Annotated in this window: 25 protein-coding genes and 1 riboswitch; of the genes, 15 read left to right on the plus strand and 10 right to left on the minus strand. The window is 66.9% G+C overall.

Features of this window, described 5'->3' with window-relative positions:
- The first annotated feature begins 79 nt into the window (after positions 1-79).
- Positions 80-1,291 (plus strand): multidrug effflux MFS transporter, encoded by a 1,212-nt coding sequence (locus tag AOA14_RS10335; RefSeq protein ID WP_234178499.1) that lies wholly within the window; start codon positions 80-82, stop codon positions 1,289-1,291.
- A gap of 57 nt (positions 1,292-1,348) precedes the next feature.
- Here the strand turns inward: AOA14_RS10335 and AOA14_RS10340 are convergent, their stop codons facing one another.
- The 5 genes from AOA14_RS10340 to AOA14_RS10360 form a co-directional block, all read right to left on the minus strand.
- A complete protein-coding gene (locus AOA14_RS10340) occupies positions 1,349-2,905 on the minus strand; it encodes an amino acid permease (protein WP_062901737.1) in 1,557 nt (518 codons plus the stop codon).
- A gap of 104 nt (positions 2,906-3,009) precedes the next feature.
- Positions 3,010-5,139, minus strand: coding sequence for a penicillin-binding protein 1C (pbpC, locus tag AOA14_RS10345; RefSeq protein WP_062901738.1), 2,130 nt, complete (start codon positions 5,137-5,139; stop codon positions 3,010-3,012).
- Positions 5,140-5,310: 171 nt separating this feature from the next.
- Positions 5,311-11,148 carry an alpha-2-macroglobulin family protein gene (locus AOA14_RS10350; RefSeq protein ID WP_082819895.1) on the minus strand — a complete coding sequence of 1,946 codons (5,838 nt, stop codon included), beginning with the start codon at positions 11,146-11,148 and terminating at the stop codon, positions 5,311-5,313.
- 137 nt (positions 11,149-11,285) lie between these two features.
- Positions 11,286-11,663 (minus strand): histidine triad nucleotide-binding protein, encoded by a 378-nt coding sequence (locus AOA14_RS10355; protein WP_058812989.1) that lies wholly within the window; start codon positions 11,661-11,663, stop codon positions 11,286-11,288.
- A gap of 36 nt (positions 11,664-11,699) precedes the next feature.
- Positions 11,700-12,044 (minus strand): phosphoribosyl-ATP diphosphatase, encoded by a 345-nt coding sequence (locus tag AOA14_RS10360; protein WP_062901739.1) that lies wholly within the window; start codon positions 12,042-12,044, stop codon positions 11,700-11,702.
- A 92-nt stretch (positions 12,045-12,136) separates the two neighbouring features.
- On the opposite strand from AOA14_RS10360, the gene ung reads away from it, so the two are divergent.
- From ung to AOA14_RS10385, 5 genes are all read left to right on the plus strand, one after another.
- Positions 12,137-12,850, plus strand: a complete 714-nt coding sequence (gene ung, locus AOA14_RS10365; RefSeq protein ID WP_062903110.1) for a uracil-DNA glycosylase — start codon at positions 12,137-12,139, stop codon at positions 12,848-12,850.
- Positions 12,847-13,605 (plus strand): sulfite exporter TauE/SafE family protein, encoded by a 759-nt coding sequence (locus AOA14_RS10370; RefSeq protein WP_062901740.1) that lies wholly within the window; start codon positions 12,847-12,849, stop codon positions 13,603-13,605. Before ung ends, AOA14_RS10370 begins: the two co-directional genes overlap by 4 nt.
- A complete protein-coding gene (locus tag AOA14_RS10375) occupies positions 13,602-14,066 on the plus strand; it encodes a YaiI/YqxD family protein (protein ID WP_062901741.1) in 465 nt (154 codons plus the stop codon). Before AOA14_RS10370 ends, AOA14_RS10375 begins: the two co-directional genes overlap by 4 nt.
- A 48-nt stretch (positions 14,067-14,114) precedes the next feature.
- Entirely contained in the window at positions 14,115-14,447 is a 333-nt protein-coding gene (locus tag AOA14_RS10380) for an Mpo1-like protein (RefSeq protein ID WP_062901742.1), read from the plus strand.
- Positions 14,448-14,510: 63 nt separating this feature from the next.
- The gene (locus tag AOA14_RS10385) at positions 14,511-14,939 is read left to right on the plus strand and encodes an OsmC family protein (protein ID WP_062901743.1); all 429 of its coding nucleotides are present in this window, start codon (positions 14,511-14,513) and stop codon (positions 14,937-14,939) included.
- A gap of 42 nt (positions 14,940-14,981) precedes the next feature.
- Here AOA14_RS10385 and AOA14_RS10390 read toward each other — a convergent pair whose 3' ends face one another.
- Positions 14,982-15,440 carry a glycine zipper 2TM domain-containing protein gene (locus AOA14_RS10390; protein ID WP_062901744.1) on the minus strand — a complete coding sequence of 153 codons (459 nt, stop codon included), beginning with the start codon at positions 15,438-15,440 and terminating at the stop codon, positions 14,982-14,984.
- Between the two features lie 185 nt (positions 15,441-15,625).
- Between AOA14_RS10390 and AOA14_RS10395 the strand changes: the two genes are divergently transcribed.
- Positions 15,626-16,492, plus strand: a complete 867-nt coding sequence (locus tag AOA14_RS10395) for a TauD/TfdA dioxygenase family protein (RefSeq protein WP_062901745.1) — start codon at positions 15,626-15,628, stop codon at positions 16,490-16,492.
- Between the two features lie 31 nt (positions 16,493-16,523).
- Here the strand turns inward: AOA14_RS10395 and arr are convergent, their stop codons facing one another.
- A complete protein-coding gene (gene arr / locus AOA14_RS10400; protein ID WP_062901746.1) occupies positions 16,524-16,964 on the minus strand; it encodes an NAD(+)--rifampin ADP-ribosyltransferase in 441 nt (146 codons plus the stop codon).
- Positions 16,965-17,011: 47 nt separating this feature from the next.
- Between arr and AOA14_RS19755 the strand changes: the two genes are divergently transcribed.
- Together AOA14_RS19755 and AOA14_RS10410 are read left to right on the plus strand one after the other, a co-directional pair.
- Positions 17,012-17,188: a hypothetical protein gene (locus tag AOA14_RS19755; RefSeq protein WP_202988224.1), complete on the plus strand. Its 177-nt coding sequence runs from the start codon at positions 17,012-17,014 to the stop codon at positions 17,186-17,188.
- 470 nt (positions 17,189-17,658) lie between these two features.
- Positions 17,659-18,384, plus strand: coding sequence for a GGDEF domain-containing protein (locus AOA14_RS10410; protein ID WP_062901748.1), 726 nt, complete (start codon positions 17,659-17,661; stop codon positions 18,382-18,384).
- On the opposite strand, the gene AOA14_RS10415 is transcribed toward AOA14_RS10410, so the two are convergent.
- Genes AOA14_RS10415 through AOA14_RS10425 form a run of 3 tightly spaced genes read right to left on the minus strand, consistent with a single transcriptional unit; the run spans position 18,381 to position 21,175 of the window.
- On the minus strand, positions 18,381-18,827 hold the full coding sequence (locus AOA14_RS10415) for a hypothetical protein (protein WP_062901749.1): 447 nt from the start codon (positions 18,825-18,827) through the stop codon (positions 18,381-18,383). The two genes, AOA14_RS10410 and AOA14_RS10415, sit on opposite strands and share 4 nt — an antisense overlap.
- Positions 18,824-20,710 carry a phosphomethylpyrimidine synthase ThiC gene (thiC, locus tag AOA14_RS10420; protein WP_062901750.1) on the minus strand — a complete coding sequence of 629 codons (1,887 nt, stop codon included), beginning with the start codon at positions 20,708-20,710 and terminating at the stop codon, positions 18,824-18,826. The genes AOA14_RS10415 and thiC overlap by 4 nt, the downstream gene beginning before the upstream one ends.
- 27 nt (positions 20,711-20,737) lie before the next feature.
- The gene (locus AOA14_RS10425; protein WP_062901751.1) at positions 20,738-21,175 is read right to left on the minus strand and encodes a hypothetical protein; all 438 of its coding nucleotides are present in this window, start codon (positions 21,173-21,175) and stop codon (positions 20,738-20,740) included.
- Between the two features lie 55 nt (positions 21,176-21,230).
- Positions 21,231-21,342: riboswitch (TPP riboswitch) on the minus strand.
- A gap of 139 nt (positions 21,343-21,481) precedes the next feature.
- On the opposite strand from AOA14_RS10425, the gene AOA14_RS10430 reads away from it, so the two are divergent.
- From AOA14_RS10430 to AOA14_RS10455, 6 genes are all read left to right on the plus strand, one after another.
- Positions 21,482-21,763, plus strand: a complete 282-nt coding sequence (locus AOA14_RS10430) for a hypothetical protein (RefSeq protein ID WP_062901752.1) — start codon at positions 21,482-21,484, stop codon at positions 21,761-21,763.
- Positions 21,764-21,885: 122 nt separating this feature from the next.
- On the plus strand, positions 21,886-23,118 hold the full coding sequence (locus AOA14_RS10435; protein WP_062901753.1) for a cytochrome P450: 1,233 nt from the start codon (positions 21,886-21,888) through the stop codon (positions 23,116-23,118).
- A gap of 119 nt (positions 23,119-23,237) precedes the next feature.
- Positions 23,238-23,687 carry a hypothetical protein gene (locus tag AOA14_RS10440; protein WP_062901754.1) on the plus strand — a complete coding sequence of 150 codons (450 nt, stop codon included), beginning with the start codon at positions 23,238-23,240 and terminating at the stop codon, positions 23,685-23,687.
- Between the two features lie 3 nt (positions 23,688-23,690).
- Positions 23,691-23,990: a transcriptional regulator gene (locus AOA14_RS10445; RefSeq protein WP_062901755.1), complete on the plus strand. Its 300-nt coding sequence runs from the start codon at positions 23,691-23,693 to the stop codon at positions 23,988-23,990.
- Between the two features lie 75 nt (positions 23,991-24,065).
- Positions 24,066-25,535 (plus strand): glycosyltransferase family protein, encoded by a 1,470-nt coding sequence (locus tag AOA14_RS10450; protein WP_062901756.1) that lies wholly within the window; start codon positions 24,066-24,068, stop codon positions 25,533-25,535.
- Between the two features lie 10 nt (positions 25,536-25,545).
- On the plus strand, positions 25,546-25,812 hold the full coding sequence (locus AOA14_RS10455) for a hypothetical protein (RefSeq protein WP_156000960.1): 267 nt from the start codon (positions 25,546-25,548) through the stop codon (positions 25,810-25,812).
- The last annotated feature ends 5 nt before the right edge of the window (positions 25,813-25,817 follow it).

The raw sequence follows: 25,817 nt of genomic DNA on the forward strand, positions 1-25,817 counted from the left end.
GGGGCTATCCAAAACCGTGCCGGAGGCGCATAGGCCCTTCGCAATGCACAAAATGACCGAATCCGCCCAGCGGTCCCGCATGCCCGGCGACCGCGAAATGGTGTTCATGATGGCGATGGTCATGGCACTCAATGCGCTCGCCATCGATTCGATGCTCCCCGCGCTCCCCGCGATCGGCGAGGGGCTGGGGGTCGCCGTCGCGAACGACCGGCAATATGTGATTTCGACCTATTTGCTCGGCATCGGCATCGGTTCGCTGTTCTACGGGCCGCTGTCCGATCGCTTCGGCCGCAAGGGCGTGCTGGTGCCCGCCCTGTTCGCCTATGTCGCCTTTTCGATCGGCTGCGGGCTGGCGAACAGTTTCCCGCTGCTGCTCGCGCTGCGCTTCGGGCACGGCATGATCAGTGCAGCGCTCGGCGTGATCGTCGTCGCGGTCATTCGCGACCTCTTTTCGGGCGACGCGATGGCGAAGCGGCTGTCGATGATCTTTCTGGTGTTCATGATCGTTCCCGCGATCGCGCCGACGATGGGCGCGGGGATCACGGCGGTCGCGAACTGGCGCGCTATCTTCATCGTGCTGGCGGTGATGGGCGTCGTGATGCTGCTGTGGCTGCGCCGCCTGCCCGAAACGCTCGATCCGGCCGACATCCGGCCGCTCAATGCGCGCACGATGATCGCGGGCTGGGCGACGGTGACGCGGCACCGCCGGGCGGCGGGCTATATGATCGCGTCCGCGATGATGCAGGGCGCGCTTTATGGCTATCTCAACAGCAGCGAGCAGATCATCGCCGAAGTGTTCGGCGCGCGAAGCTGGTTTCCGCTCGTCTTTGCCTGTGTTGCCGCGGGTATCGCGATCGCCAATTTCTCGAATGCGGCGATCGTCGAGCGCTTCGGTGCGCGGCGCGTGTCGCAGAGCGCGGTCTTTGCCTTCATGGCGACCGCAACAGTACAGATCGTCGTCGCGCTGAGCGGCACCGAGACGTTGTGGATGTTCACCGCGCTGATGATGGTCAACGTCGGGCTGATCGGCTTCATCGGCAGCAATTTCGGGTCGATCGCGATGGAGGATTTCGGCCATATGGCCGGGGTCGCCTCCTCCTATCAGAGCTTCTGCAAGACGCTGTTGGCCGCGGTGATGGGCGCGCTGATCGGGCAGCTTTACAACGGTACGACGCTGCCGCTTGCCTATGCCTTTCTGGTGTCGGGCATTGCCGGGCTGGCGCTGGTCTTCTGGGCCGAGCGCGGCAAGCTGTTCACGCGTCCGGGGACCGCGCCGAAAAGTCCCTATTAAGTTGAGCAAAAGAGAGGGGGCCGAAGCCCCCTTTCCTATTCGCGCGACGATGCCGCATCAGTCGAACGACGGCGCCGGGGGCACCGGCGGCGGCGGCGCATCGGCGTCGTCCTCATGCACCTCGACGATCCCGCGGCCGACGTGGCTGCGACGATAGCCATAGAGAAAATAGAGTACCAAGCCGACGCCACCCCAGACCGGGAGCACCATTTTCGCGTCGAACGGCAGGTTCATGTAGAGACCGAGCGTGCCGAAAATGGCGAGCGGCGATACGACCCACACGAGAGGCGTGCGGAACGGCCGATGCCGGTTGGGTTCCTTTATGCGCAGAATCAGGACCGCGATGGCGACCATGAAAAAGGCGAACAACGTGCCGGAGTTCGAAATATCGGCGAGCTTGCCGACGGGCAGGAAGGCGGCGAAGAAGGCGACCGCGACCCCCGTGATCATCGTGACGACGTGCGGGGTTTTCCACTTGGGGTGAATAGTGGCGAGCTTTTCAGGCAGAAGGCCGTCGCGTGCCATCACGAAGAAGATCCGCGTCTGCCCGAACAGCATGATCAGAATGACCGATGGCAGCGCAAGGAAAGCGGCAAGACCGATGGCATTGCCCAGCGCCGGGTGGCCGATCTCACGCAGAACATGAGCCAGAGCTTCGCGCGAGCAGACAAGCGGTTCGGAGCCGGCAGCGGCGAGCGATGCGCAGCGCGCGGCAAGTTCGCTCGACCCAGGAGCGAGAATTTCGCCTCCGAGGCCTGAAACCGGCTGAGCGCCGACGGTGCCGATCGCGCCCGCTGCCACCGCGAGATAGAACACCGTACAGATAGCAAGCGAAGCGATCAGGCCGATCGGTACATTGCGCTGCGGGTTCTTTGTTTCTTCGGCTGCGGTCGAAACGGCGTCGAAGCCCACATAGGCAAAGAAGATCGAAGCGGCTGCGCCGACGGCGCCAAGCCCGGAAGCCTGACCGAACCAGCCATTGGGCAGGAAGGGTTCGAAGTTCTTCCCCTGCATCATCGGCAGAGTGAGAATGATGAACATCGTGAGGGCCGTTACCTTGATGATGACAAGGACGGCGTTAACGCGCGCGCTTTCGGTCGTGCCGATCATCAGCAGCCAAGTCACGAGCAGTGCGATAACCAGCGCCGGGAGGTTGACGATCCCGCCGGCATAGGGGCCGACGGTCAGCGACATGGGCAATTCTATGCCGGCATTGGATAAGAGCCCCACGAAATAGCCCGACCAACCGACCGACACGGCTGATGCGGCTACCGCATATTCGAGGATCAGCGCCCAGCCGACAGTCCAGGCAAGCAATTCGCCCATGACAGCATAAGTGTAGGTGTAGGCACTACCCGAAACCGGCACCATTGATGCGAGTTCGGAATAGCAGAGCGCCGCCACAACGCAGACCAGCCCCGCGATCACGAAGCTCCACATCATGCCGGGGCCGGCCTTCTGCGCCGCCTCTGCGGTCAAGACGAATATCCCCGTCCCGATGATGGCGCCGATGCCGAGCATCGTGAGCTGAAAGGCACCGAGCGTTCGGTGCAGCGACTTTTTCTCGGCCGTGGCCAAGATGGCGTCGAGCGGTTTGACGCGACCAAATATCATGCAAATATCCCCTTTGAGGCCCCGAACGGGCCCGTCTCCTGGCGGGGCAGACTAACCGCTCCTCGCGGCAGCGCAACTTAATTTCAGAGGTGTGACAGTCCGCTTTACCGCACCGTGAATCGGACGCGGTCGATCATCCGTCCACCGGGGTCGACGAGGGTCAGGATATGGCTTCCGGGGCGCGGCAAAAGCTGTTGGCCCGCGTCGGCGTCGCCGAGCACCGCCTTGTCGAGCAGCAGGCGGTAACCGGCGACGTCGCCGCTGACGATCACCGCCAAGCGCTGCCGGTCGATCGGAATATCGGGATCGAGCGCATAGACGCTGCCGCTGACCGGGCTGGTGATGCGCGGGCGGCGCGCGGCGGCCGGGGCGGCCGCCATTTCGCTTTGCGCGGTGCCGCGCAGGAAATATTCGCGTCGCGGCGGTTCGCGCGTGCCGGGAAGGCTGATCCGCCGCGTTTCGACATTGTCCGGCATCGCCGGCGGTTTGCCTGGCCGGCCCGCGTGGAGCGCGAGCATCACGTCGCGCCAGACCGGCGCCGCGCCCGATGTGCCCGACACTGCGCGCATCGAATCGCCCTCGAGATTGCCGACCCAGACGGCCACTGTGTAGCGATCCGAAAAACCGATACACCAATTGTCGCGCATCCCCTTCGACGTGCCGGTCTTCGCCGCGGCCCAGAAGGGAAGGCGCAGCGCGCTGTCGGCGCCGAAGGCATCGGTGCGCGCCGACGCGTCCGCCAATATGTCGCCGACGATGAAGGCGGCCCCCGGATTGACGATCTGGCGTTCCTCGCCGCGCGGTTCTCCCATGATGAAGTGGACGGGCGACCAGCGGCCGAGATTGGCAAGGGTGCGAAAGGCGTTCGCCTGTTCGACAAGGCTGACTTCTGCCGAGCCGAGGGCAAGGCTGAAGCCATAATATTCGCCGTCCTCGACCAGCCCGTGATAGCCGAGCGCCCAGAGCCGGTCGCGAAATTCCTGCACATCGTCGATGACGAGCGTGCGCACGGCCGGAACGTTGAGCGACGAAGCGAGCGCGCTGCGCACGCTGACCGGCCCCTTGAAGCTGTGATCGTAATTTTTGGGAACATAGAGGCCCGAGGCGGTGTCGAGCTGAACCGGGCTGTCGTCGAGGATCGAGGCGGCGGTCAGCCAGCCATGCTCGATCACCTGCGCGTAAAGATGCGGCTTCAGGGTCGAGCCCGCCTGCCGCCGCGCATTGGCGCCGTCGACCTGCGCCGCGGTCGATTTGAGGCCCACACCGCCGACATAGGCGAGCACCTCGCCGGTCGCATTGTCGAGGACGACGACCGCGCCGTCGCGGACGCGATCGGGGCCGAGCCCGGCGAGTTGGCGCCGCATCGCGACGATCGCGGCGGCTTGAACGTCGCGGTCGATGGTCGAGGTGACGCGCTTGCCCGGTTTGTCGAGCAGGCGCACCGCGAGGTGCGGCGCGAGCGCCGGGTCGTAGCGCGCGGCGCGCTCGCCCGAGGTCAGCACGCCTGCCGCGGCGCGGATCGCGCCGCAATCGGCGGCATGCGCGATGCGGCAGGCGCGTGCACCGAGCGCGTCGGGGCTTGCCGCCGGATTGGGCAGCAGACCCGCGAGCAACGCGGCGTCGGTGCCGCTCATGTCGGCCGGACGCTTGCCGAACAGATTTTCGGCGCCCGCGCCGATTCCCTGAATTTCGCCGCGCAGCGGGACGAGGTTCAGATAAGCTTCGAGCATCTGGTCGTGCGTCCAATGCGCCGCGAGTTCCTGTCCCGCGCGCATCTGGCGCAGCTTGGCGAGCCAGCCGCGCTGGCCGGGCTGTGCGAGTTCGGGCGCCAGAAAGGCGGCAAGCTGCATCGGCAACGTCGAGGCCCCACGCGAGCGTCCGCCGGTCCAGCGGGCGCGTACGGCACTCGCTATCGCCAGCCAGTCGACCCCGCCATGCGACCAGAAGCGCTTGTCCTCCGCCGCGACCACCGTGTCGCGCACCGCCGGGTTGATGTCGTTCAGCGGCACCCAGGCAAGGCGGCGGCGCTCGAAATTGACGCGTTCGCTGTCGAGCAATCGCCCCTCGCGGTCGTAAAGCCATGCTTCGCTCGGCTTCCATGCAGCGCGCACCGCATCATAGTCGGGCATCGCCGGCGGGCGCGTAACCAGGTGCGCGGCGGTGGCGAGGACCAGCGCGGCGAGCGCCACCCACGCCAGCATATCGAACCAGCGGCGGCTCGGGGTTGTCGTCATCGATCGAAACGCCTGACAAATCCTCCCCGTGCCAAGGGCATGGGAAGGGGGACCATCCGAAGGATGGTGGAGGGGCCGCAAGGGTGCGTCAAAAGCCCCTCCGTCAGCGCTGCGCGCTGCCACCGCCCCATCGCTGCGCGACAGGGAGGAACATGTTGGGCCGCAGATCCATCACTGCGCCGCGGCCGCGACCGTCATCGCACCGTTCGGCCACTGGCCGCGGATTGCGGGCGAATACATCGCCTCGACCCGCGTAGGGGGCAGGGTGAAGCGGCCCGAGCCGTTGAGGCGCAGGACATATTCCACCGCATGGGTGCCGGCGGGCATCCAGCCATAATAGCCGCGCCAGCTGTCGCGGCCCCGCTCGACATAGCTCGGCTGCCAGTTCGATACGGTCGCCTGGGCACCGAGCATCTCGGACTGTCCGCCCAGATTGCCGACGATCGTCGCGCCGGGCGGGACAGGATCGTTGACGACGACCCAGGTGCGGCCCGCACTTGCGACGATTTCGATCCGTACCTTGATCACGTCGCCGCGGGTCAGCCGGTCCTTGTTCGCCGCCTTAACGATGCTGACCGACCGCTTGATCCGGTAGCCGGCGTCGAGCGGTTCCTTGAGCGGGACGGCCGCGCGTACGCTGACCGTCGCCCACGGATTGCCGGTGCCTTCCTGCTTCAGGCTCATCGTCCCGCTGACCAGCGGCAAGCTGAGCGGCGCGGCGTCGGCGGGAAGCGACCAGGTCTGCGCCGCACTGCCGCCGCCGAGCGCGATACGGGTCACGCCGGTGATCGCGCTTGCCGGATTGAGCTCGGCGAAGCGGCGGACCGCAATGGCGCCCCAGGCATTAGCAGGCGTCGTATCCCAATGGCCGCGACGCTGGCGCTGCGCGACGCCGACCATCATCTTGCCGGTGTCCTCTTCCCAGCCCTTGCGGCCGAGCACGGCTTCGAGCGCCTTGATCGCCATTTCGTCGCCGCTGGTCATCATCCACCAGGGCGCCTTCGCGTCGTCGACGAGGTCGAGCCGCGTGCCTTCATAGACAAGCCGCTTGCGCAGTTCGGCTTCGGCCGCGGTGCGCAGCGCTGCGGCGCCGCGGACCCCCGGCGTCCGTTCGATCGCGACGAGCCAGTCGGCAAGCGTGCCGGTCGCCATATCGACGGGCTTGACGTCGATCGCGGCGACGAGCTGTGCGCTCGAGGCATTGTTGCGGGCCAGCGCGGCGAGCGCGGCGATGCGGACCGGGCGCAGATCATAGGGGCCGTAGCCGCGGCGCGTCAGCCGTCCTTCGACGACCGCCTGCAGCGCCTTGATCATCCGTGCCTTGGGCTCTTCGGGGATCGCAAAGCCATTCGCTGCGGTCACCGCCATGACATAGGCGGTAAGCTCGGCCGAACCGTCGAGCCGGTCGTTCGGCCAATAGCGCAGCAGCCCATCCTTATCGAGATAGGTGGGCAGGGCGCCTGCCTGCGCCTGCCAGCGACCGAGGTCGCCGAGCGCGATCGCACGCGAGGTCGATTGTTCGAAGCAATTATAGGGATAGATCGCCATATAATCGCGCACTCCGGCGAGCGGCGGTGCGAGCGTTCCCGCGAGGGTGACATCGACATAGCCGCCGGGCAAGGCGCCCGCGGGCACGCCGATCGGCAGGCTGCTGGTCGAGCCGACGCGAACAAGGCTGGCGGCCCAGGTTTCGATCGGCACCGCCGGTTCGACCTGCTGGTCGAAGACGAGCCGGTCGCGCTGCTTGCCATTTTTCGACACCGCTTCGACCGTCCATTGCAGCGGGCCGGGCTGGGCGGGCGCGGTCATCGACCAGCTGATTGGCACCGCACCGCCCGCCGGGATCGTGACGGTGAGCGGCGGCGCGGTCGCAATTGCGGGCGACAGCGTGGCGTTGGCGACCACCTCCATCGGTTGATCGGTGCCGTTGCGCAGCGTGAACCGCGCATCATAGGTGTCGCCGGTGCGGACAAGGTCGGGCAGGCCGGCAAAGACGCCCAGATCCTGAACGGTGCGGACGCTCGTTTCGCCAGTGCCGAAATATTGGGCGCCGTCGGTCGCGATCGCGACGAGGCGGAAGGCTGAAAGATTGTCGGAAAGCGGCACGTCGACGACGGCGCGGCCTTTGCTGTCGAGCGCGACATGGCCCTTCCACAGCAGCACGGGACGAAAATCCTCGCGCGTCAGGCCGCTGAGGTCGCCGCCCCCGCCGCCGCCGGGCGCCAGCGCCTTGCGGCCATAGTGACGCTTGCCGACGACCTGCATCTGCGCGGTCGAGGTGAGCACGTCGAGCGGGCGTTCGCCCATCATCGCATCGAGGAGTTCCCAGCTCTTGTTCGGCGAAAGCTGGAGCAGCGCTTCATCGACCGCCGCAAAGGCGACGTCGGCGCCCGCCGCGGGTTTGCCGTTCGGGGTGCGCACCTCGATCGCGACCTTGGCATTGTCGCGGATCGCATATTTCGCCTTGTCCGCCTTGACCTTGACGTCGAGCTGATGCCCTTCCCAACCCACCTTGATGCGCGCGATGCCGAGGCGATAGCTCGGCTTGGCAAGATCGACGAGCGCGGTCGGCGGCGCGCCTTCGCTATTCTCGATCTTGAAGCCGACGGCGCGCTTCATCTTGCGAAACCAGCTCTCGCCGCCGGTTACGCGGCCGCGCACCGCCATCACCGAAACATAGACGTCGGGTGCATAGGTCGCTGGTAGCTTGACCTTCACAATCGGGTCGGTGCCCTTCAGCGGGACGACGAAGCTCGACAGCACGCCTTCGCGTTCGACGGTGACGAGGCCGGTGGCCTCGCGGAAGGGCATGCGGACCTGGAAGACCGCCGTGTCGCCGGCGGCATAGCGCGGCTTTTCGGCGATCACGTCCATGCGGTCGCCATTGTCACCGCCGAACCACCAATCGTCATCGCCCGCAAGCCAGACCGAACGGACCGCGCGCGCTTCGTTGCCATCGGCATCGACCGTGGTTGCGACCACCGTCACCTCGCCCGACACGCCGGGCGCCATCGCGCAGCTCGCCCGGCCGAGCTTGTCGGTCGTTGCGGTGCAACTGGTGCCGAGCCGGGTCGTGCGCATCTGGTTGTCATAGGCATAGAAGCCGCCGATCAGGCGCCGCCGCGCGGTCAGTATCTCGCGATTGTAGAGCGCAACCTGGATGCGCTGCCCCGCGATCGGCTTGCCGTCGAGATCGAGCGCAATGAATTTGAGCCGCAGGTCGTTGTCGCGCATCAGCCATCCGTCGGTCTTGAGCCCGAGGCGCACCGCCGAGGGGTAGAGCATGATGCCGCGGCGGCTGGTCAGCGTTTCGCCATTGGCATCCTCATAGTCCATCTCGACCGCCATCTGCGTCGGTTCGACGATCGGCTGATCGACGGTGATGCTCGTCTGCGCGCTGCCGTTGGCGTCAAGGACGAGCGGCGTCGAGCGCGCGAGTGGCATGTCGGGTTCGGGCTCGTCGCCGCTGTCGTCGAGCTGGACGATGCCCTCCTTCACCGGCTTGCCGTCGAAATCCCAGTCGCGATAGTCTTCGGGCGGTGACCAGCGCGGGGTGAAATCGGTGCGGATCTCGATCGGCAGATTGGCCGCCGGGCCGCCCGACAAATAGCCGACGAACAGCGACAACGGCACCTGCGTCGGCCGCACTGACGCCGTCTTGGGGCCGGTGATCGCTGCCTTCATCGTCGGCAGGCGATATTCGTCGACGCGGATCGATTCGGACGACCAGATCGTCTTTTCCTCGCCCTTCTTGTCCTTGGTGACGAAGACAAGGTCGTAATCGCCCATCGGCGCCGATGCAGGCACATTCCAGACATTTTCGCCGCTGCCGTTGGCGTCGATCGCGAAGGGCATGTCGAATTCGGTGTCCGAACCGCGATGGACGAGGCGCAGCTTGCCCGTCATCGCCTCGGGTATCGCAAATCCTTGGCCGACCTGTCGGCGCAGAACATGCTTCATGTTGACCGTTTCGCCGGCCTTGACCAGCGAGCGGTCGAACAGGGTGTGCAACAGATCGTCGCGTTCGGACCAGCCATAGGGCAGGTCGAAATCATAGGGACGGATGCCGTCACCCCAATCGGTCAGCGTGAAGCTGTAATCGTCACCCGATCTCGCCGACACCATCAGCGCATGGCCTTCGCTGTTCGCGGGGTCGGCATCCTCTTCGCAGCTCGAATAGGTTTCGGGCTCGGGGAGGCCGGTTGGGAAGGCGAGCCGGCCGGCCTTGTCGGCGGTACCGCGCGCGAGCAGGCGCCCGGTGCAACTGTCGGTGATCCGGACATCGGCGCCGCCCACGGGCAAGCCGGTGTCGAGCGCGGTCACCCAGGCGAGCGAGGATTCGCGGCCCCATTTGAAATGCACCGCCATGTTGGTGACGAGCGCAGCGGTTGCGACATAGCGGGTCGCCTTGCGCCCCAGCAGTGCGGCGCCGAGTTCGGGGCTGGCGATTTCGACGACGTGAAAGCCCTTTTCGGCGAGCGGGATGCCGACGACCTCGAACTCCTTGCCGCCACCCGGCGGGGTCAGTTGCAGGTCGCGCCGCTCGCCGCCTGCGGGGGCGCCATCGAATACCGACGTCGTGCCGGTGTAATTGACGCTGATATCCTCGCCCTTCGCGTTCTTCTCATCGCGAAAGTCGGTCTTGCCGGCATCCTCGACGCGCTTCAGCCAGCGCGCGACCGCGGCATCGTCATCGCCGACGCGCAGGGTCGCGGCGGGCATCTTGAGCCCGCGCTGGACCAGCGAGGCTTCCACGCCGCGCACGGTAACCGGCAGGACGCCGCCCTCGCTTGCCTCCAATATGCCGAAGTCGGCCGCGAACTTGACCAGCGGCGGGGCGCGGTCGATGTGGAATTTCAGCGGAAAGTTCGACTGATTCTGCAGCGCACGGCCGCTCTGATCGCGAATGTCGGCGGGCAGCACGATCGTCGCGTCGACATTCTGCGGCAGCGGCCCCGCAAAGCGCACCTGCGTCAGCCAGGCATCGTTCTTGTCGTCGTCGCTCGCTTTGGGCGTCAGCTGTTTGCCGTCAGAGGTCTTCAGCGTCGCGGCGAGCGCGGCCGCGCGCGCGACCGGAGCAGCGAAGCTCAGCACGACATCCTTGATCGGGTTGCAGCCCGCCTGCGGATTGACGCGGCTGCACGCCATCTTGGCGGTGAAAACGGGGCGCACATCATAGTCGAAGCGCTGATCGCGGCCGGCGGTACGGCTCGGCGCACCAAGCTGGGCGATGCGGGCATCCCAGACGAGCGCCATTTCGCGGCCGGGGGGCAGCGGACGGCGGCATTTGACCGGGACGATCCGGTCGAGCATCGCTTCGCGATCGGCGCCTGCTGCGGGCAGCCGCAGCGGCAGGCCGGCATCGTAGCTGAACTGCTGTCGCCGCCAGTCGCCGTCGCCGACGCCGGTCAGGATTTCGGTGGTCGTTTCGCGCGGCAGCACGTCGAGCGGAATCTTCTCTCCGATGCCATCGACGGCGCAATAGCCATAGCGGCCCACCGAGGCGCGATCGGCCGCGACGTTGGTGGCGACGAGGAATATCTGGTCTTCCTCGATCCCGTCATAGCGGTCGCCCGACAGGACGGCGCGCGCCGACGGACCGCCGGTGTCGATCTCGAACCGGTCGTTGCCGACGACGCTGACGCCGCGCGCCGTGCGCAGGTCGGCGCGCAGTTCGACATGGCAGCTGACACCGCCGGGGAGCGATTTGGCAAATTCCAGAACCCATGTGCGCGTATCGACCCAGCGTCCGGTCGACGGCACTTTGCAGTCGTTCGTCGCGGGTGCCTTGGCGCGCGGATCGCCGAGCGGCACCATGTCTTCGGAAAAGCGCAGGGTGAAACGGCTGATCGTGCCGTCGCCGTTTCCGGCGCTGCTCGGCGTGGCGAGCGTGACCTGCGGGACGGTGTCGCCGCCAGCGGCCGCAAGCGCAACCGCGACGGGCACGATGAGCGCGAATCGCATCTTGCCGGCCAGCCGGTTCGCCAGCCCACGCCATCCCGTCATCATCGAGTCGTCTCCCCGTCTGGACCCGTCATTATCCTGCTGGAAACAGGTGCAACTGTCCAGCATGCCCCGCGTACCGGTCCCGCCTAGCCGGAGGGCGGGGCGCCGCTGTGACACGGGTCACAGCAGCATGGGAAAGCTCAGCGCGCGAGCATCGGTCCGAGCCACTGGCCGCCGAAAATATGGACGTGGAGATGCGGCACTTCCTGCCCGCCATGGCCGCCGATGTTGGCGAGCAGGCGGTAGCCGGGTTCGACGAGCTGCTGGTCGCGGGCCACCTTGCCGACGGCGCGGATGAAACCCGCGATTTCGGCATCGCTGGCGCGTGCCGAAAAATCGTCCCAGCTGACATAGGCGCCCTTGGGAATCACGAGGATGTGGAGCGGCGCCTGCGGATTGATGTCGTGAAAGGCGAAAGCGAATTCGTCTTCATAGACGGGTTTCGACGGCAGATCGCCACGCAGGATGCGCGCGAAGATATTATTCTCGTCATAGGGCAGGGTGGCGTCGATGGGCATGGGGACTCCTGGGTTCGTGCCGGTTGTGGCTCACAGCTATGGCGCGCGCGCGGCCTTTTCGGCGTGGCCCGAAATGCCGTGGCGGCGGGCGAGTTCGGCGGCGACGGCATCCCAGCCGATGCCGCGTTCGGCCAGCAGGACGGTCAGGTGAAAGACGAGGTCGGCGGCCTCGCCGGTCAGCGCCGCATCGTCCTCGGTCAGCGCTGCGATCACCGTTTCGGTCGCTTCTTCGCCCAGTTTTTGCGCGATCTTTCCGCGCCCCTTGGCGGCGAGGCTGGCGACGTAGGAGGCGCCGGCGTCGCCCGCGGCGAGGCGCGCGCGCACCACGGCCTCAAGCAGCGTCAAGGCATCGCCGATCGCGCCATCCCGTTCCTGCGTCATTCGCCCACTCCTCCGGTGCCATGGCCGTTGCAGACCGCCTAGCGAGGGAATGGACGCTGGACAAGGCGGCGCGGCTCTGGTCAAGCGCCGGCATGGCCGATGTCAAATTGCATCCCGACTGGCTCGCGCGCATCGGCGGCGAGTTCGACCAGCCCTATATGGCGCAGCTCAGGGCCTTTCTGGGCGAACAGCGGGCGAAGGGGAAGACAATCTTTCCCCGCCCCCGCGACTGGTTCGCCGCGCTTGATGCGACGCCGCCGCAGGACGTCCGCGTCGTCATCCTGGGACAGGATCCCTATCATGGGCTCGGACAGGCGCACGGGCTGTGCTTTTCGGTCCAGCCGGGCGTGCGCACGCCGCCCAGCCTCGTCAACATCTACAAGGAAATGGCGAGCGACCTCGGCATCCCGCCCGCGCGGCACGGATATCTGAAGCATTGGGCCGAACAAGGCGTGTTGCTGCTCAACAATGTGCTGACGGTCGAAAGCGGGCAGGCGGCGTCGCATCAGGGCAAGGGGTGGGAGAAGTTCACCGACGCTGCGGTCGCAGCGGTCGCTGCCGACCCCGCGCCCAAGGTCTTCATCCTGTGGGGCAGCCATGCGCAGCGCAAGGCGGCGAACGTGCCGGGACTGGGCGCCGACGGCCCGCACCTGATCCTGCGCGCACCGCATCCGTCGCCCTTGTCGGCGCATAACGGCTTTTTCGGGTCGCGGCCGTTCAGCCAAGCGAATGCCTTTCTGGAGGCGCACGGCCGGGGCGCGATCGACTGGCGGCTGCCCGACGCGGTCGACCCGCCGGTCGTATGAGCATCCTTGCCGATCCGCTGACGCTCGCGGTGCTGATCGTCGCGGTCATCCTGCTCGGCATGGCGAAGGGCGGGCTGGCCGGGGTCGGCGCGCTCGCAACGCCGCTGGCGGCGCTGGTGCTGCCGCCGGCCACCGCGGCGGCTTTGTTGCTGCCGATCCTGATCGTGCAGGACGTCATCAGCGTGTGGTCGTTTCGCAAGACGTGGGACGGCTGGGTCATCGGCTGGATGCTCCCCGGCGCGGCGGTGGGCGTTGCGGCGGGATATTATTATGCCGACCGCGTCGATGAGGCGCAGTTGATGGCGGCGCTCGGTGCGATCACGCTCGCCTTCGGCCTCTATCGCCTGTGGGTCGAACGCGGCGGACGCATCGTCGCGGCGTCGCGCTCGCCGGGCTGGGTGGGGACGCTGTTCGGCGGGCTGATGGGGTTCACGAGCCAGATCGCGCATGCCGGCGGCCCGCCGTTCCAGATGTGGGTGACGCCGCGAAAGCTGCCGCACCTCAGCTTTATCGGGACCAGCGCCATCCTTTTCGCGATCGTCAACTGGATGAAGGTTCCCGCCTATCTGGCGCTCGGCGCTTTCCCGCACGAGGTGATCGTCGCGGCCCTGCTCCTGATGCCGCTGGCGATCGTCGCGACGCTGCTGACGGTGCGCTGGCTGAAGCGGATCGACGGCGCGCGCTTCTATGTGATCGTCTACGGCCTGATGGTCCTGCTGGGTGCGAAGCTGTTATGGGACGGGATCGCCGGATGAGTGGGGCGCCGACGATCCTGGTCGACGCCGACGCCTGCCCGGTGAAGGACGAAATCTACCGCGTCGCCTGGCGCCACGAAGTCCCGGTGAAGGTCGTCAGCAACAGCCGTCTGCGCGTCCCCGACCACCCGCTGATCGAGCGGATAACCGTGTCCGGCGGTTTCGATGCTGCCGACGACTGGATCGCGGCGGAGGCCGATGCGCTCAGCATCGTCGTCACGGCCGATATCCTGCTCGCCGACCGCGCGCTCAAGGCGGGGGCGGCCGTGTTGGCGCCGAATGGCAAGCCGTTCACTACAGCCTCGATCGGACCGGCCATCGCGACGCGCGCGATCATGGCCGATCTGCGTGCCGGCATGGGAGCCGGGATCGGCGGGCCGCCACCCTTTTCAAAGGCCGACCGGTCGCAATTCCTGCAAGCGCTCGACGCTGCACTCGTCCGGTTGAGCCGCGCGGGGTAGTGCGTTGCCGGGCTTGACCCGCACCGCGACCCTGCGCATCTTGCCGTCATGGCACGCACTTACAGCAGTTTTGCCGAATTCTGGCCCTTCTACCTGCGCGAGCATAGCAAGCCGCGCACGCGGGCGCTGCACTATGTGGGGACATCGCTCGTCGTGCTGCTGGCGGTAGCCGCGCTTGCGACCGGGCGCTGGTGGTTGTTCGCTGCGCTTCCTGTCGCGGGCTATGCCTTTGCCTGGGCGGCGCATTTCGGGGTCGAGAAGAATCGCCCGGCGACCTTTACCTATCCCTTGTGGAGCCTCGCCGCCGATTTTCGCATGTGGGCGCTGTGGCTGACCGGCCGGTTGGGCCGCGAGCTCGACGAGGCCGGTGTTGCGCGCTGATCCGGAACCATCGCAGCGCTGCGGGCTTCCTGCAAAGAGAAAGCCATCAGAAGGAGTAAAGCGATGACGGTCAACAGCGGTTCGGCGCGGTACGAAGGGTTCGGCAAGGACGGCAAGGGGCATATCTGGACGGCGCGCGGCGCGCTCGATGCGCAGCCCTATGGCTTTGCTTCGCGCTTCGAGGACGGGCCCGGCACCAATCCCGAAGAGCTGATCGCGGCGGCGCATGCGTCCTGCTTCACGATGGCGCTGTCCTTCGCACTGGCACGGGCAGGGTTCAGCGACGGGCAGATCGATACCAAGGCCGATGTGACGCTCGACAAGGATGGCGACGGCTTTGCAGTGACCAAATCGGCACTCACGCTGACGGCGCGGGTGCCGGGGATCGAGGCGGACCGTTTTGCGGCCATCGCTGCCGATGCGAAGGCCAATTGCCCCATCTCGAAGCTTTTGAACTGCGAAATCACGCTTGAACACACGCTCGAGAATTGAGGCGGTGCGCCGGGCCGGCACAGGCCGGCCCGGCGGAGACGCTTAGCGACAGCGCACGTCGTCCTTCTTGCTGCCGCGGTCGATCGCATTGCCAGCGACCGCCCCGCCGATGGCGCCAATCACCGTGCCCAGCGTCTTCGAATCGCCCGGCGCGATGACGTTGCCGAGGACGCCGCCCGCGATGCCGCCGACGATCAGCCCGGTGGTGCCGTCGGAGCGACGGCAATAATATTTGCCGTCGCGGCCGCGATAGATGCGGTCGCCATCAGACATCCGGCGTTCGCGGTAGCGCCGGTCGTTCCGGTAATAATTGTCGGCATAATAGCCGCCGTAGCGCGGATCGGGATTGTTCCAGTCGTAGCGGCCGTAGCGGTCGTGATAGCTGTTGTCGTAATAGCCATAGCCGCCATCGTCATAGCCATAGCTGCCGGTCGAGGCGCAGCCCGCCAGCGCGGTCGCCGCGGCGAGGGGGGCGAGGGTGAGCATCGTTGCTTTTTTCATATCGTCTCTCCTGACCTGTCGGGGGGAAGGCCGGGGGACGGCCGGGTGGAGCGCAGGTCTTCCGTCATAGAAGACCCGCGAATGCCTCCCGTGGTTCCGTCGCGGGCCGGAGCGGCCGCCTTGACTCGGCGGCGGCGAGGGCGCCTATTCGCTGCTGAAAACAGGAACGGTTGGAGAGAGATGCCATGAACGTCGCCGCGTCGCCGCGCAGTTTTGCCCGCCTGAAAGTCACGCCGATGACCCCGTCGATTGGCGCCGAGATCGATGGAATCGACCTGTCGGCCGAGCAGGATGACGAGACGATCGCCGAAATCCGCGCCGCGCTGCTGGCACATAAGGTGATCTTCTTTCGCAACCAGTTCATCACCGCGCGGCAGCATATCGCCTTTGCCCGCCGCTTCGGGACGTTGGAGATTCACCCCGCGACGCCCAAGGACCAGCCCGATCCCGAAGTGCTGCACATCGCCTATGGCCCCGATTCGAAGGGGCAGGAGAATGCGTGGCATTCGGACGTCACCTGGCGCGCCGAACCGTCGCTGGGGTCGATCCTGCGCGCGGTCGAGGTACCGCCCGTCGGCGGCGACACGCTGTTCGCCGACATGGGCGCCGCCTTTCGCGGCCTGTCGCCGGCGATGCAGGACTGGTGCCGCGGCCTGACCGCCGTTCACGACATCGCCCGCGTCTTTGCCCGCCGGCTGGGCAAGCGGCCCGAGGAACTGCACGACCAATATCCGCCGCAGCGCCACCCGGTGGTACGCACCCACCCCGAAACCGGCGAGCAGGCGCTATACGTCAACACCGCCTTTACCAGCCATATCGAGGGGCTGAGCGAGAAGGAGAGCGATTGGCTGCTGACGCATCTCTACGCGCAGGCGGCCATACCCGAATATCAGTGCCGCTTTCGCTGGGAGGCGGGGTCGGTCGCCTTTTGGGACAATCGCGCCGGCCAGCATTATGCGGCATCCGACTATTTCCCCGCGGTGCGCCGGATGGAGCGGGTGACGATCGCCGGCGACCGGCCCTTCTACAAGGACGAGCGCCCGAGCAGCTGATCCCGGCGGCGCCGCGGCCCCGCCCGCCCGGTCAGTCGATGATCACATCCTTCCCCTCGGCCTTCAGCTGGGCGAGGCCGTCCTTCATCGCGGCGAGAACGTCGGGCGGGTGCGGGGTCCAGCTTTCGACTTCGCCGACGATGCGCAGCGGTGCGCGGCTGCGATAGCTGCGCGTCGGGTTGCCGGGAAATTTCTTGTCGGTGAGATTGGGATCGTCGAACCAGTCGCCGGTCGGTGCGACGATGTAGATGCGCTCGCGGCCGTCACCCGCGGCGAGTTCGCAGCCCCAGATCGCGGATTCCAGCGCGGCGGAGAAATAGATCCACGATAGCGGCTTTTCCGTGCCGTAATTGCTGGTCCAACCCGCGGCGAGCAGGTCGCCGACGGCCAGATCGGCGCGGGTGCCGTGATAGAAGGTTGCGCCCTTTTCGGGGCCGCCGGGTTCGGGGACGGTGGGAGCGGTGTCATTCATTCGGGCCCGCTTTGCCTTAACTTGTCAAACTTGTCACCTCCGGGCCTTTGAAATCAGTCACTTGGTTCCGCGCCATCGCGGTCGTCGGCGGCCGGGCCGGGCAGGCGCATCGGGTCGGCGGGCGGCGGGTCGGCGGGCACGCCGATCCGCGCGAGCGCCTCGGCCAGCCGGGCTTCGGCAGGGTCACCATCGGCAATCGCGGCGCCGCGGCCTGCGTCGCCTGACCCTGCGGCGCCAAAGCGATGGGGGCGCGCGTGCGCATCAGGAACATCGCGACCCGTTCGAGATATTCGCGCCGCGCGCCCACCTGTTCGCCCTTGTAAAATATGCGAACGGGCACGCTGTGGACCGCGCGAGCTAGCGCGGCGTCGACCAGCCGCCGCATCCCGCAATCGGTCGCGGCATCCCACGCATGGCGGAACGCATGGGCATCGGGGCGGCGGCGGAGGTTATAGGCCGACGTCGCCGACAGCCCGACGCTACATCGGTCACGCAGGCCGTTGCGGCGAGCGGCTCGATAAACTTGCGCTGGCGGTCGGGGTGCAGGCGTTGATGCGCCGGCGCTGAAGCTGCGGGGTAAAGGCAGACAGCGCGGCGATCCGACTTTGCGGCTCCGGGCCTTGCAAGGCCGGGCCATGCGGCAGCGCGGCATTTTGCTTAAGATGTTTTTGCCGTGCGCCGTTACAACCGGGCCATGCCGCATCGTACTGCCTGCCGTTTCAACCCCGCCCTGCGCCTGATCCTAGGCGGGGTGTTGGTCGTTGGCTTTTCGGTCACGGCGTCGATGCTGTTCACCCACCTAAGTTATACGCAGTTCGGCGATCTGAACTATGCCGATGCGATGTGGGCATCGGCGATCGTGCCGTTGCTGGTCGCGCCCCCCGCCTATGGCTGGATCGCGTGGCTGAGCTGGCGATTGCACCGGGCGAATGCGGCGCTGGATAAGCTGGCGCGCTGCGATGCGATGACCGGGCTGGCGAACCGCCGCGCCTTTGTCGAGGCAGCGCGCGAGCGGCTGGCGGCGGGGGAGCCGATGCAGTTGATTGTTGCCGATATCGACCATTTCAAGCGGATCAACGACAGCATGGGCCATGCCGCAGGCGACCTGGCCCTGACCCACGCCGCCGCCGTTCTGGCGCGCGCCGCGCCCGAGGCCGGGCTAGTGGCGCGGATCGGCGGCGAAGAATTCGCGCTGCTGGTTCCCGCGGAAACCGACGCGGCGGCGCTGGTCGCGCGCATCGCCGACGATCTGGCGCACATGCCCGTCCCCGCCGCGGCCGAGCTGCAACGCATGACGTGCAGCTTCGGCGTCGCGGTGGCGCAGGCGGGCGAAGGGCTCGACGGCCTGCTCTCGCGCGCCGACGCCGCGCTCTATGCGGCGAAGGACGGCGGCCGCAACCGGATGGCATTGGCCAGTTAGCAGTGGCGCAGGCACCCGGATTCAGGCGCCGGCGCGGAGCGGCCGTGTTCGACATGGGTGGTCTTGCCGACGATGCTTTCGGTCAGGATGATCTCGTCGACCGTCCAGCCGATCGGGGGCAATTCCAGCACGCTTAAACTCTGCGAATCCCGCAGGTCGCCGCGATAAGTGACCTTGATATGCGGTGCGAGGGTGATCCCGTCCATGTTCGGCGCCTTTTCGCGTAGCAGATGGTTCCCTAGCGCCTTCTGGAACGCCGGCGCCTCGGCCTGCGGCGCGCGCGTGCGCAGCATCGCCGCCTTGCGGTTCTCGATCCGGCCGAAGGCGAGCGGAAAGCGCGCCGCGGCGAAGCTGTCCGGCGCGGCGATGGTCGCGGGCAGCCCGCCCTTAACGACGCCAAGCTGTAGCGAGAAGGCTAATTGGTGCGCACAGCTGCGTATCAATCATGCTCCCGGCTACCAGCCCCCATATACAATTCGCGGCCGGTGTCCTCATAGACCTGGCTCATTTCCGCCATCCCCTTCTCGGCTTCCTCCGCCGCGATGAAGCCGGCGCTGTCCTGATTTTGCAGCTTGGCGAACTCGCGGACTTCCTGGCTGATCTTCATCGAGCAGAATTTGGGGCCGCACATGCTGCAGAAATGCGCGGTCTTGGCGCCTTCGGCGGGGAGCGTCTGGTCGTGGTACTGCTCCGCCGTGTCGGGGTCGAGGCTCAGGTTGAACTGGTCGCGCCAGCGGAATTCGAAGCGCGCTTTCGATAGCGCGTCGTCGCGGACCTTGGCGGCGGGGTGGCCCTTGGCGAGGTCGGCGGCGTGGGCGGCGAGCTTGTAGGTGACGACGCCGACCTTCACATCGTCGCGGTCGGGGAGGCCGAGATGCTCCTTGGGCGTGACGTAGCAAAGCATCGCGGTGCCGTACCAGCCGATCATCGCGGCGCCGATGCCGCTGGTGATATGGTCGTAGCCCGGCGCGATGTCGGTGGTGAGCGGCCCTAATGTGTAGAAGGGCGCCTCGCCGCACGCCTCGAGCTGCTTGTCCATATTCTCCTTGATCTTGTGCATCGGGACGTGCCCCGGCCCCTCGATCATCACCTGAACATCCTGATCCCACGCGCGCTTGGTGAGCTCACCGAGCGTGTAGAGCTCGGCGAACTGCGCCTCGTCGTTCGCGTCGGCGATGCTGCCGGGGCGGAGGCCGTCGCCGAGACTGTAGGCGATGTCATAGGCTTTCATGATCTCGGTAATCTCGTCGAAGCGTTCGTAGAGGAAGCTTTCCCTGTGATGCGCGAGGCACCATTTCGCCATGATGCTGCCGCCGCGGCTGACGATGCCGGTGACGCGCTTGGCGGCGAGGGGGACGTAGGGCAGGCGGACGCCGGCGTGGATGGTGAAATAGTCGACCCCCTGCTCGGCCTGTTCGATCAGCGTGTCGCGGAAAATTTCCCACGTCAGCTCCTCCGCGATGCCGCCGACTTTCTCCAGCGCCTGATAGATGGGGACGGTGCCGATCGGGACGGGCGAGTTGCGGATGATCCATTCGCGCGTGTCGTGGATGTTGCGCCCGGTCGACAGGTCCATGACGGTGTCGGCGCCCCAGCGGATCGACCAGACCATCTTGTCGACCTCGCTCGCGACGTCGGATGCGACCGCGCTGTTGCCGATATTGGCGTTGATCTTGACGAGGAAGTTGCGGCCGATCGCCATCGGCTCGCTTTCGGGGTGGTTGATGTTGTTGGGGATGATCGCGCGGCCGCGCGCGACCTCTTCGCGGACGAATTCGGGGGTGACATAATCGGGGATGCTGGCGCCCCAGTCCTGCCCGTCGCGGATGTACTCGCTCAGGCGTTCGCGGCCGAGATTTTCGCGGGTCGCGACATATTCCATCTCGGGCGTGATGATGCCGCGGCGGGCGTAGTGCATCTGGCTGACGTTATGGCCGGGTTTGGCGCGCAGCACCGTCTTGCGGACGTTGGGGAAGGCGGGGACGCCGCCCGACCGGTCGGGGCCGAGCTGGCCGTTATCCTCGGGCCGCACCTCGCGCTGGGTCACTTCCTCGACATCGCCGCGGGCGCGGATCCACGCGGCGCGCAGTTCGGGGAGGCCCTGCGCGATGTCGATGCTCGCGTTCGGGTCGGTATAGGGACCCGACGTGTCGTAGACGCGGACGCTGGGCTCGCCCGAATGGGGGTCGAGGTCGATCTCGCGCATCGCCACGCGGATGCCGCTGCCCGTCGGGCTCGCGATGTGAACCTTGCGGCTGCCCCGAATAGGTCCGGTGGTGACGCCGATGCGGTCGGCGGCTTCAATGCGGGAATCGATGTCGGCCATGGGGTTCAGCTTTCCTTGGGGTGGGGTTCAGACAAGACGGAAGAGGCCCGCGGCGGTGAAGCCGAGGCCGAGAAGGAGCGCGAGGACGGCGAGCGGGCGCGTCCGCGTCCCCAGCTTGCGCATCCAGAAACGGACGTAGAGATCGGCAAAGGCGGTGACCGCCAGCGCCTCGATCACCGCGAGGCCGCCGAGGATGGTGAGGACAAGCGCGAGCGGATCGCCCGCGGGCCAGCCTTCGGGGCCGCGATTGGCGAGATAGAGCAGGGTGCCGAAGATGATCTCGAACAGCCCGGTGAGCATCTGGAGCGCGGGCGAGCCTTCGATCTCCTCGATCATCCGGTGCCACTGGCCGGGACGGCGCAGCTCGTCGATCGCGGCCGCGAGCAGGAACAGGCCGAGGATCAGCGCCGACCAGGCGGGCGCCTGCGCGGCATAAGGAACGGCGGGGATGGCAGCATCGGGCATGGCACGCTCTCCTTCCTTCCTGACGGACGGGAAGGGGGTGCAAGCGGTCCGGTGACGATCCAGCGCGCGCCCTCCCTCCGCCCGTATTACCGGGATCAGGTTCGACGGGTCGCGGTCTATTCCGCTCTCAACCTGCGATTGCGCGGCAGGCTCCCCGGGGACGTGATGCTTCTAGGCCTGTCGCGGTGGCGTGTCCAGCGGTGCGGTGCGGGCGCCGGATTGCGCCTTTGTAATGTTGCGGACGCAGGGGCGCCATGATGGGCGTGTCATCTTCGCCTTCCCATCGGGATGAAAGGAAGGCCTGTCATGTTGAGGATCAAACTTGCCACGCTTGGCGCCGCCGCGTTGCTGGCGCTGTCGGGAACGGCGGCAGTCGCGCAGGACGCGACCCCCTATTGCTCGAAGACGGTGACCGACAATTGCATGCAGCGCGAAGGCCATGCAGTCGCGGCCAGGCATCACGCGGCGCGCAAGCATCAGGCAGCGCGCAAGCACGCCGCCGCCCGGCGCCACGCTGCGGCGCATCGCAAGGCGGCGCATCGCAGGATGGCCGCGAAGACTGTACCGGCACCCGCGCCCAAGAAGTGAAGCCGCGCCGTGCGTCGCCGCGGGCCGCGCGGCGCACGGCCATTTACCCCGCACGTCGCGGCTTGCGGCGCGGCGTGGCCCCGCTACACTCGCCGTCGAAGCGACGATGGCGGGAGAGCGATATGGCGTCGGTGATGGACGAAGCGCGGGCGGTCACGCCGGTCGATGTCAGCGACATCGCGCTCTATGTCGAGGATCGGTGGCGCGAGCCTTTCGCGCGGCTGCGCGCCGAGATGCCGGTGAGCTGGTGTCCCGAAAGCCCCTATGGCGGCTATTGGTCGGTCGCGACGCATGCGCTGGTTCAGGCAGTCGAGCTTGATCCGGCGACATTTTCCTCATCGTGGAAAAATGGCAATATCGTCATCGCCGATCCGCCCCCCGAATCGAACCTGCCCAATTTCATCGCCGCCGATCCGCCGGTCCACACCGCGCAGCGCAAGGTGATCGCCCCCGCCTTCAATCCGAGCCAGATGGCGGAGCGCGAAAAGACGGTGAAGCGGCGGACGCGCGAGCTGTTCGACGCGCTGCCGGTCGGCGAGACGTTCGACTGGGTCGAAAACGTGTCGGTGCCGCTGACAATCGGGATGCTGTGCATCCTGTTCGATTTTCCGTGGGAAGAACGCCACGACCTCAAACGCTGGTCCGACTATGGCGGCAATGTTTCACCCGAGACGGCAAGCGAGGAATATCGCGCGCAATGGATGGCCGAAATGGGCGCGATGCTGGCGCGCTTCGACCGCGAGCTCGAAGCGCGCAAGGCGCTGCCGCCGAGCGACGACTTGTTGTCGCGCATGGTCCACAGCGAGGCGATGGGCAGCCTCAACCCGATGGAGCGGCTCGCCAACATCGCGCTACTGATCGTCGGGGGCAATGACACGACGCGCAATTCGATGAGCGGGCTGGTCGAGGCGCTGCACCGTTTTCCCGGCGAGCTCGATCGGCTGCGCGCCGACCCCGCGCTGATCCCCAATGCGGCGCAGGAGATCATCCGCTGGCAATCGCCGGTCACGCACATGCGGCGGACCTGCATGGCCGACACCGAACTGGGCGGACAGACGATCCGCCGGGGTGAAAAGGTGATCCTCTGGTATATTTCGGCGAACCGCGACGAGAGTGTGTTTCCGCGAGCCGACCTTTTCGACGTGGGCCGCGACAATGCGCGGCGCCATGTCGCCTTCGGTCACGGCATCCACCGCTGCGTCGGGGCGCGGCTGGCCGAAATCCAGCTTTGTACGCTGATCGAGGAAATCGTGGCGCGCGGCATCCGGATCGAACCGCAAGGCGCGCCCGAGCGGCTGGCGAGCCCCTTCCTCCACGGGTTCGTCCATATGCCGGTGCGGATCGTCGCCGACTGACTTTCCAGACTGGAAAATTGTCACTTGCCGAATCGGAAAGTCGGACGTATTGCTTTCCGAAATGGAAAGTGATGCGGGGGCACCCTTCGTTTCCGCATCAGACCCGAGGAGCAAGAGACATGAACCCGATCGAAGCCCGCGCCGCGCTCGACAGCATCGACGACGTCCAGCGCGACCTGGCACTGAAGGCGACCTATTGCCCGCCGTGGCGCCACGCGGCGTTCGGCGCGGTCATGGCGCTGCTAGTGCTGGGACAGGGTTTCGGCATCGCGATCATGGCGCCGCTGTTCGCGGTCGCGATGCTGGCGGTGGTGCTGCTCGTCGCCGACGACCGGAGGCGTTATGGCCTGTTTGTCAACGGTTATCGCAGGGGCCGGACCCTGCCGGTTACGCTGGCGCTGCTCGGCGCGATGCTGGCGGCGATGTTCGGCGAAATCCACGCCCGCGAAGCCGGACTGACGCTGGGCACGAAGATAGGCATCGCCGCCATCGCCTTTGGCGTCGCCGTCGCCGCGAGCGTCGCCTGGAGCCGCATCTATCGCCGTGAGCTGCTGAAGGGCACCGCCTGAGCCATGGACGGGATCGACATGGTGCTGCATGCGCCGGCGCGGCTGCAGATCGCCGCGCTACTCGCCAAGGTCAGCGAGATGGAGTTCGCCAAGCTGCGCGAGCTGGTTCAGGTCAGCGATTCGGTGCTGTCCAAGCATCTCGCCGCGCTGGTCGACGAAGGCTATGTCGATTTGCGCAAGGCGCCGCTCGGGGGACGCCAGCGGACATGGGCTTCGCTGACCCGCGCCGGGCACCGCGCGCTCGAGGCGCATGTCGCCGCGCTGCGCGCCATCGTCGCCCATCTTCCCGTCGCGGCCGAATAAGGCTAGGGGCGTCGCGGCTTTCCGGTCGGGGTGCGGGGGCCGGCTTTGCCCATTGCCTCGCCGGATGATCTGAGCATGAAAGCAGATATGGTGCCCGATAGCGGCATCGCCGCGGGGACGGTGTCGCGGCGTGACTGGACGGCGTTGCTGGCGCTGGCGCTCGTGTTGCGGCTGGTCGCGGCGTGGCAGGAAAGCGTGCTGCACCCAGACGAGGTCTTCCAATATCTCGAAGGCGCGTTCCGCCTGCTCCACGGCTATTCGGTCGTGACCTGGGAGTATCGCGACGGGATGCGCGGCGATCTTTATCCCGCCTTGCTCGCGCTGCCGATGCGGCTCGGCGAATGGATCGCGCCCGACGGCAGCCTGACCATCTGGTTGCCGCGAATGATGATGGCGATATTGTCGCTGTCGATCGTCGCCGCAGCCGGGGCGATCGGGGCGCGGGTGTCGCGGCTGCATTTCTGGACCGCGGGACTGATCGCCGCATGCTGGCCTGACCTTGTTGCCTTTGCGCCGCATCCGCTGACCGAGCAGATGGCGGCCCTGCTCGCGGCACCAGCGATCGCGCTGCTTTGGCTACCAGGGCGCAGCGCACGACAGCTGATGATCATCGGCGCTGCCGTGGGCCTGGCGGTCGTGTTTCGGCCGCATGTCGCGCCCGCGCTGGCGCTGGGGCTGCTCGTGCACGTCTGGCGGGCCGGGCCGCGCAGTCTCTGGCCGCTTGTCGCCGGGGGTTTGGTCGGGCTGGCGATCGGCGCGGTCAGCGATGTTGCGGGGGGGCATTGGCCGTTCGAATGGTTGGTGCACAATGTCGATCGCAACATCGTCGATAATGTGTCGGCGCGTTACGGCGTGTCGGGACCATTCCAATATGCGGTCGATCTTCTGGCGCTGTGGGGCCTGTGGACCGCTCCAATCCTCGTGCTGGCGGCGCTCGGTGCGCGGCGCTATCCGCTGCTCGCGGTGGTTGCGATCGCCAATATCCTGGTCCACTCGGCGATCGGCCACAAGGAATATCGGTTTATCATCCTGTCGGTGACGGCGATCATATTGCTCGCGGGCGTCGGTACCGGCGATGCGATCGCTGCACTGCGCGCGCAGCGGGGGCGACAGGGGTGGCGGGTGGCGCTGGTGCTGGGCGCGGGCTGGATTGCCGCCGCGGCCCATGTTGCGCCCGCGCTGCATAAATGGGGCGCGCGGGTCGTAACGCCCTTCAGCGCCGCGGCCTCCGACGGGCTGCGCGCAGATCCGGGACTGTGCGGCATGGCGGTGGTCGGCAATCGCTTTTTCCGCGTCTATGGCTACGCGCGGCTGCAGCGGCGGGTGCCGATCTTCGTTCAGGCGCCGGGCGATCCGCACGTCGACCCCGCCCAGTTCAACGCCGCGCTGGTCTGGAAAGGACATGCGGACGCCCTGACCCCCGATTTTCGCGCGACGATCTGTTCTGCCGACGGCAGTCAATGCCTGTACGAGCGGAAGGGCGGTTGCAGCGCCGCGACCTCACGGGCAGAAATAAATCGCTATCTTGCCGATCGCGGGATGTAGGAGGATGCCGATGCGACCCGATCTGGACGATCCCGAGGCGCGCGCCGCCTATCGCCGTGAACTGCTCGGCGTCGGGCGCGGGATGCGGCGCGTCGGCTTTGCCGCAAGCCTGCTCGCGCTCGCGCTGCTGATGGGGCCGCGGATGGGCGGTCCGTGGATGCTCGGCCCGCTGCCGACGCAATATTGGGGCTGGGCGGCGCTGCTGCTCAGCTGGACGCTGTTCGTCGTCGTGATCGTGCGGCGCACCCGCCACCACAAGCGGCGGATGGCTGAATAGCCATC

The sequence above is a fragment of the Sphingopyxis terrae subsp. terrae NBRC 15098 genome (assembly GCF_001610975.1).
In the GTDB taxonomy this organism is placed as follows: Bacteria; Pseudomonadota; Alphaproteobacteria; order Sphingomonadales; family Sphingomonadaceae; genus Sphingopyxis; species Sphingopyxis terrae_A.

Bases quoted from the DNA above. Each gene is read 5' to 3' on its own strand.
- AOA14_RS10370 (WP_062901740.1), top strand. From the start codon at position 12,847: ATGAGCATCCTTGCCGATCCGCTGACGCTCGCGGTGCTGATCGTCGCG.
- AOA14_RS10340 (WP_062901737.1), bottom strand. From the start codon at position 2,905: ATGATATTTGGTCGCGTCAAACCGCTCGACGCCATCTTGGCCACGGCC.
- AOA14_RS10445 (WP_062901755.1), top strand. From the start codon at position 23,691: ATGGACGGGATCGACATGGTGCTGCATGCGCCGGCGCGGCTGCAGATC.
- ung (WP_062903110.1), top strand. From the start codon at position 12,137: ATGGCCGATGTCAAATTGCATCCCGACTGGCTCGCGCGCATCGGCGGC.
- AOA14_RS10355 (WP_058812989.1), bottom strand. From the start codon at position 11,663: ATGCCCATCGACGCCACCCTGCCCTATGACGAGAATAATATCTTCGCG.
- AOA14_RS10455 (WP_156000960.1), top strand. From the start codon at position 25,546: ATGCGACCCGATCTGGACGATCCCGAGGCGCGCGCCGCCTATCGCCGT.
- AOA14_RS10425 (WP_062901751.1), bottom strand. From the start codon at position 21,175: ATGCCCGATGCTGCCATCCCCGCCGTTCCTTATGCCGCGCAGGCGCCC.
- AOA14_RS10450 (WP_062901756.1), top strand. From the start codon at position 24,066: ATGAAAGCAGATATGGTGCCCGATAGCGGCATCGCCGCGGGGACGGTG.
- AOA14_RS10435 (WP_062901753.1), top strand. From the start codon at position 21,886: ATGGCGTCGGTGATGGACGAAGCGCGGGCGGTCACGCCGGTCGATGTC.
- pbpC (WP_062901738.1), bottom strand. From the start codon at position 5,139: ATGACGACAACCCCGAGCCGCCGCTGGTTCGATATGCTGGCGTGGGTG.
- AOA14_RS10410 (WP_062901748.1), top strand. From the start codon at position 17,659: ATGCCGCATCGTACTGCCTGCCGTTTCAACCCCGCCCTGCGCCTGATC.
- AOA14_RS10385 (WP_062901743.1), top strand. From the start codon at position 14,511: ATGACGGTCAACAGCGGTTCGGCGCGGTACGAAGGGTTCGGCAAGGAC.
- arr (WP_062901746.1), bottom strand. From the start codon at position 16,964: ATGAATGACACCGCTCCCACCGTCCCCGAACCCGGCGGCCCCGAAAAG.
- AOA14_RS10380 (WP_062901742.1), top strand. From the start codon at position 14,115: ATGGCACGCACTTACAGCAGTTTTGCCGAATTCTGGCCCTTCTACCTG.
- AOA14_RS10335 (WP_234178499.1), top strand. From the start codon at position 80: ATGCCCGGCGACCGCGAAATGGTGTTCATGATGGCGATGGTCATGGCA.
- AOA14_RS10395 (WP_062901745.1), top strand. From the start codon at position 15,626: ATGAACGTCGCCGCGTCGCCGCGCAGTTTTGCCCGCCTGAAAGTCACG.
- AOA14_RS10430 (WP_062901752.1), top strand. From the start codon at position 21,482: ATGTTGAGGATCAAACTTGCCACGCTTGGCGCCGCCGCGTTGCTGGCG.
- AOA14_RS10350 (WP_082819895.1), bottom strand. From the start codon at position 11,148: ATGATGACGGGATGGCGTGGGCTGGCGAACCGGCTGGCCGGCAAGATG.
- AOA14_RS10375 (WP_062901741.1), top strand. From the start codon at position 13,602: ATGAGTGGGGCGCCGACGATCCTGGTCGACGCCGACGCCTGCCCGGTG.
- AOA14_RS10390 (WP_062901744.1), bottom strand. From the start codon at position 15,440: ATGAAAAAAGCAACGATGCTCACCCTCGCCCCCCTCGCCGCGGCGACC.
- AOA14_RS10360 (WP_062901739.1), bottom strand. From the start codon at position 12,044: ATGACGCAGGAACGGGATGGCGCGATCGGCGATGCCTTGACGCTGCTT.
- AOA14_RS10440 (WP_062901754.1), top strand. From the start codon at position 23,238: ATGAACCCGATCGAAGCCCGCGCCGCGCTCGACAGCATCGACGACGTC.
- thiC (WP_062901750.1), bottom strand. From the start codon at position 20,710: ATGGCCGACATCGATTCCCGCATTGAAGCCGCCGACCGCATCGGCGTC.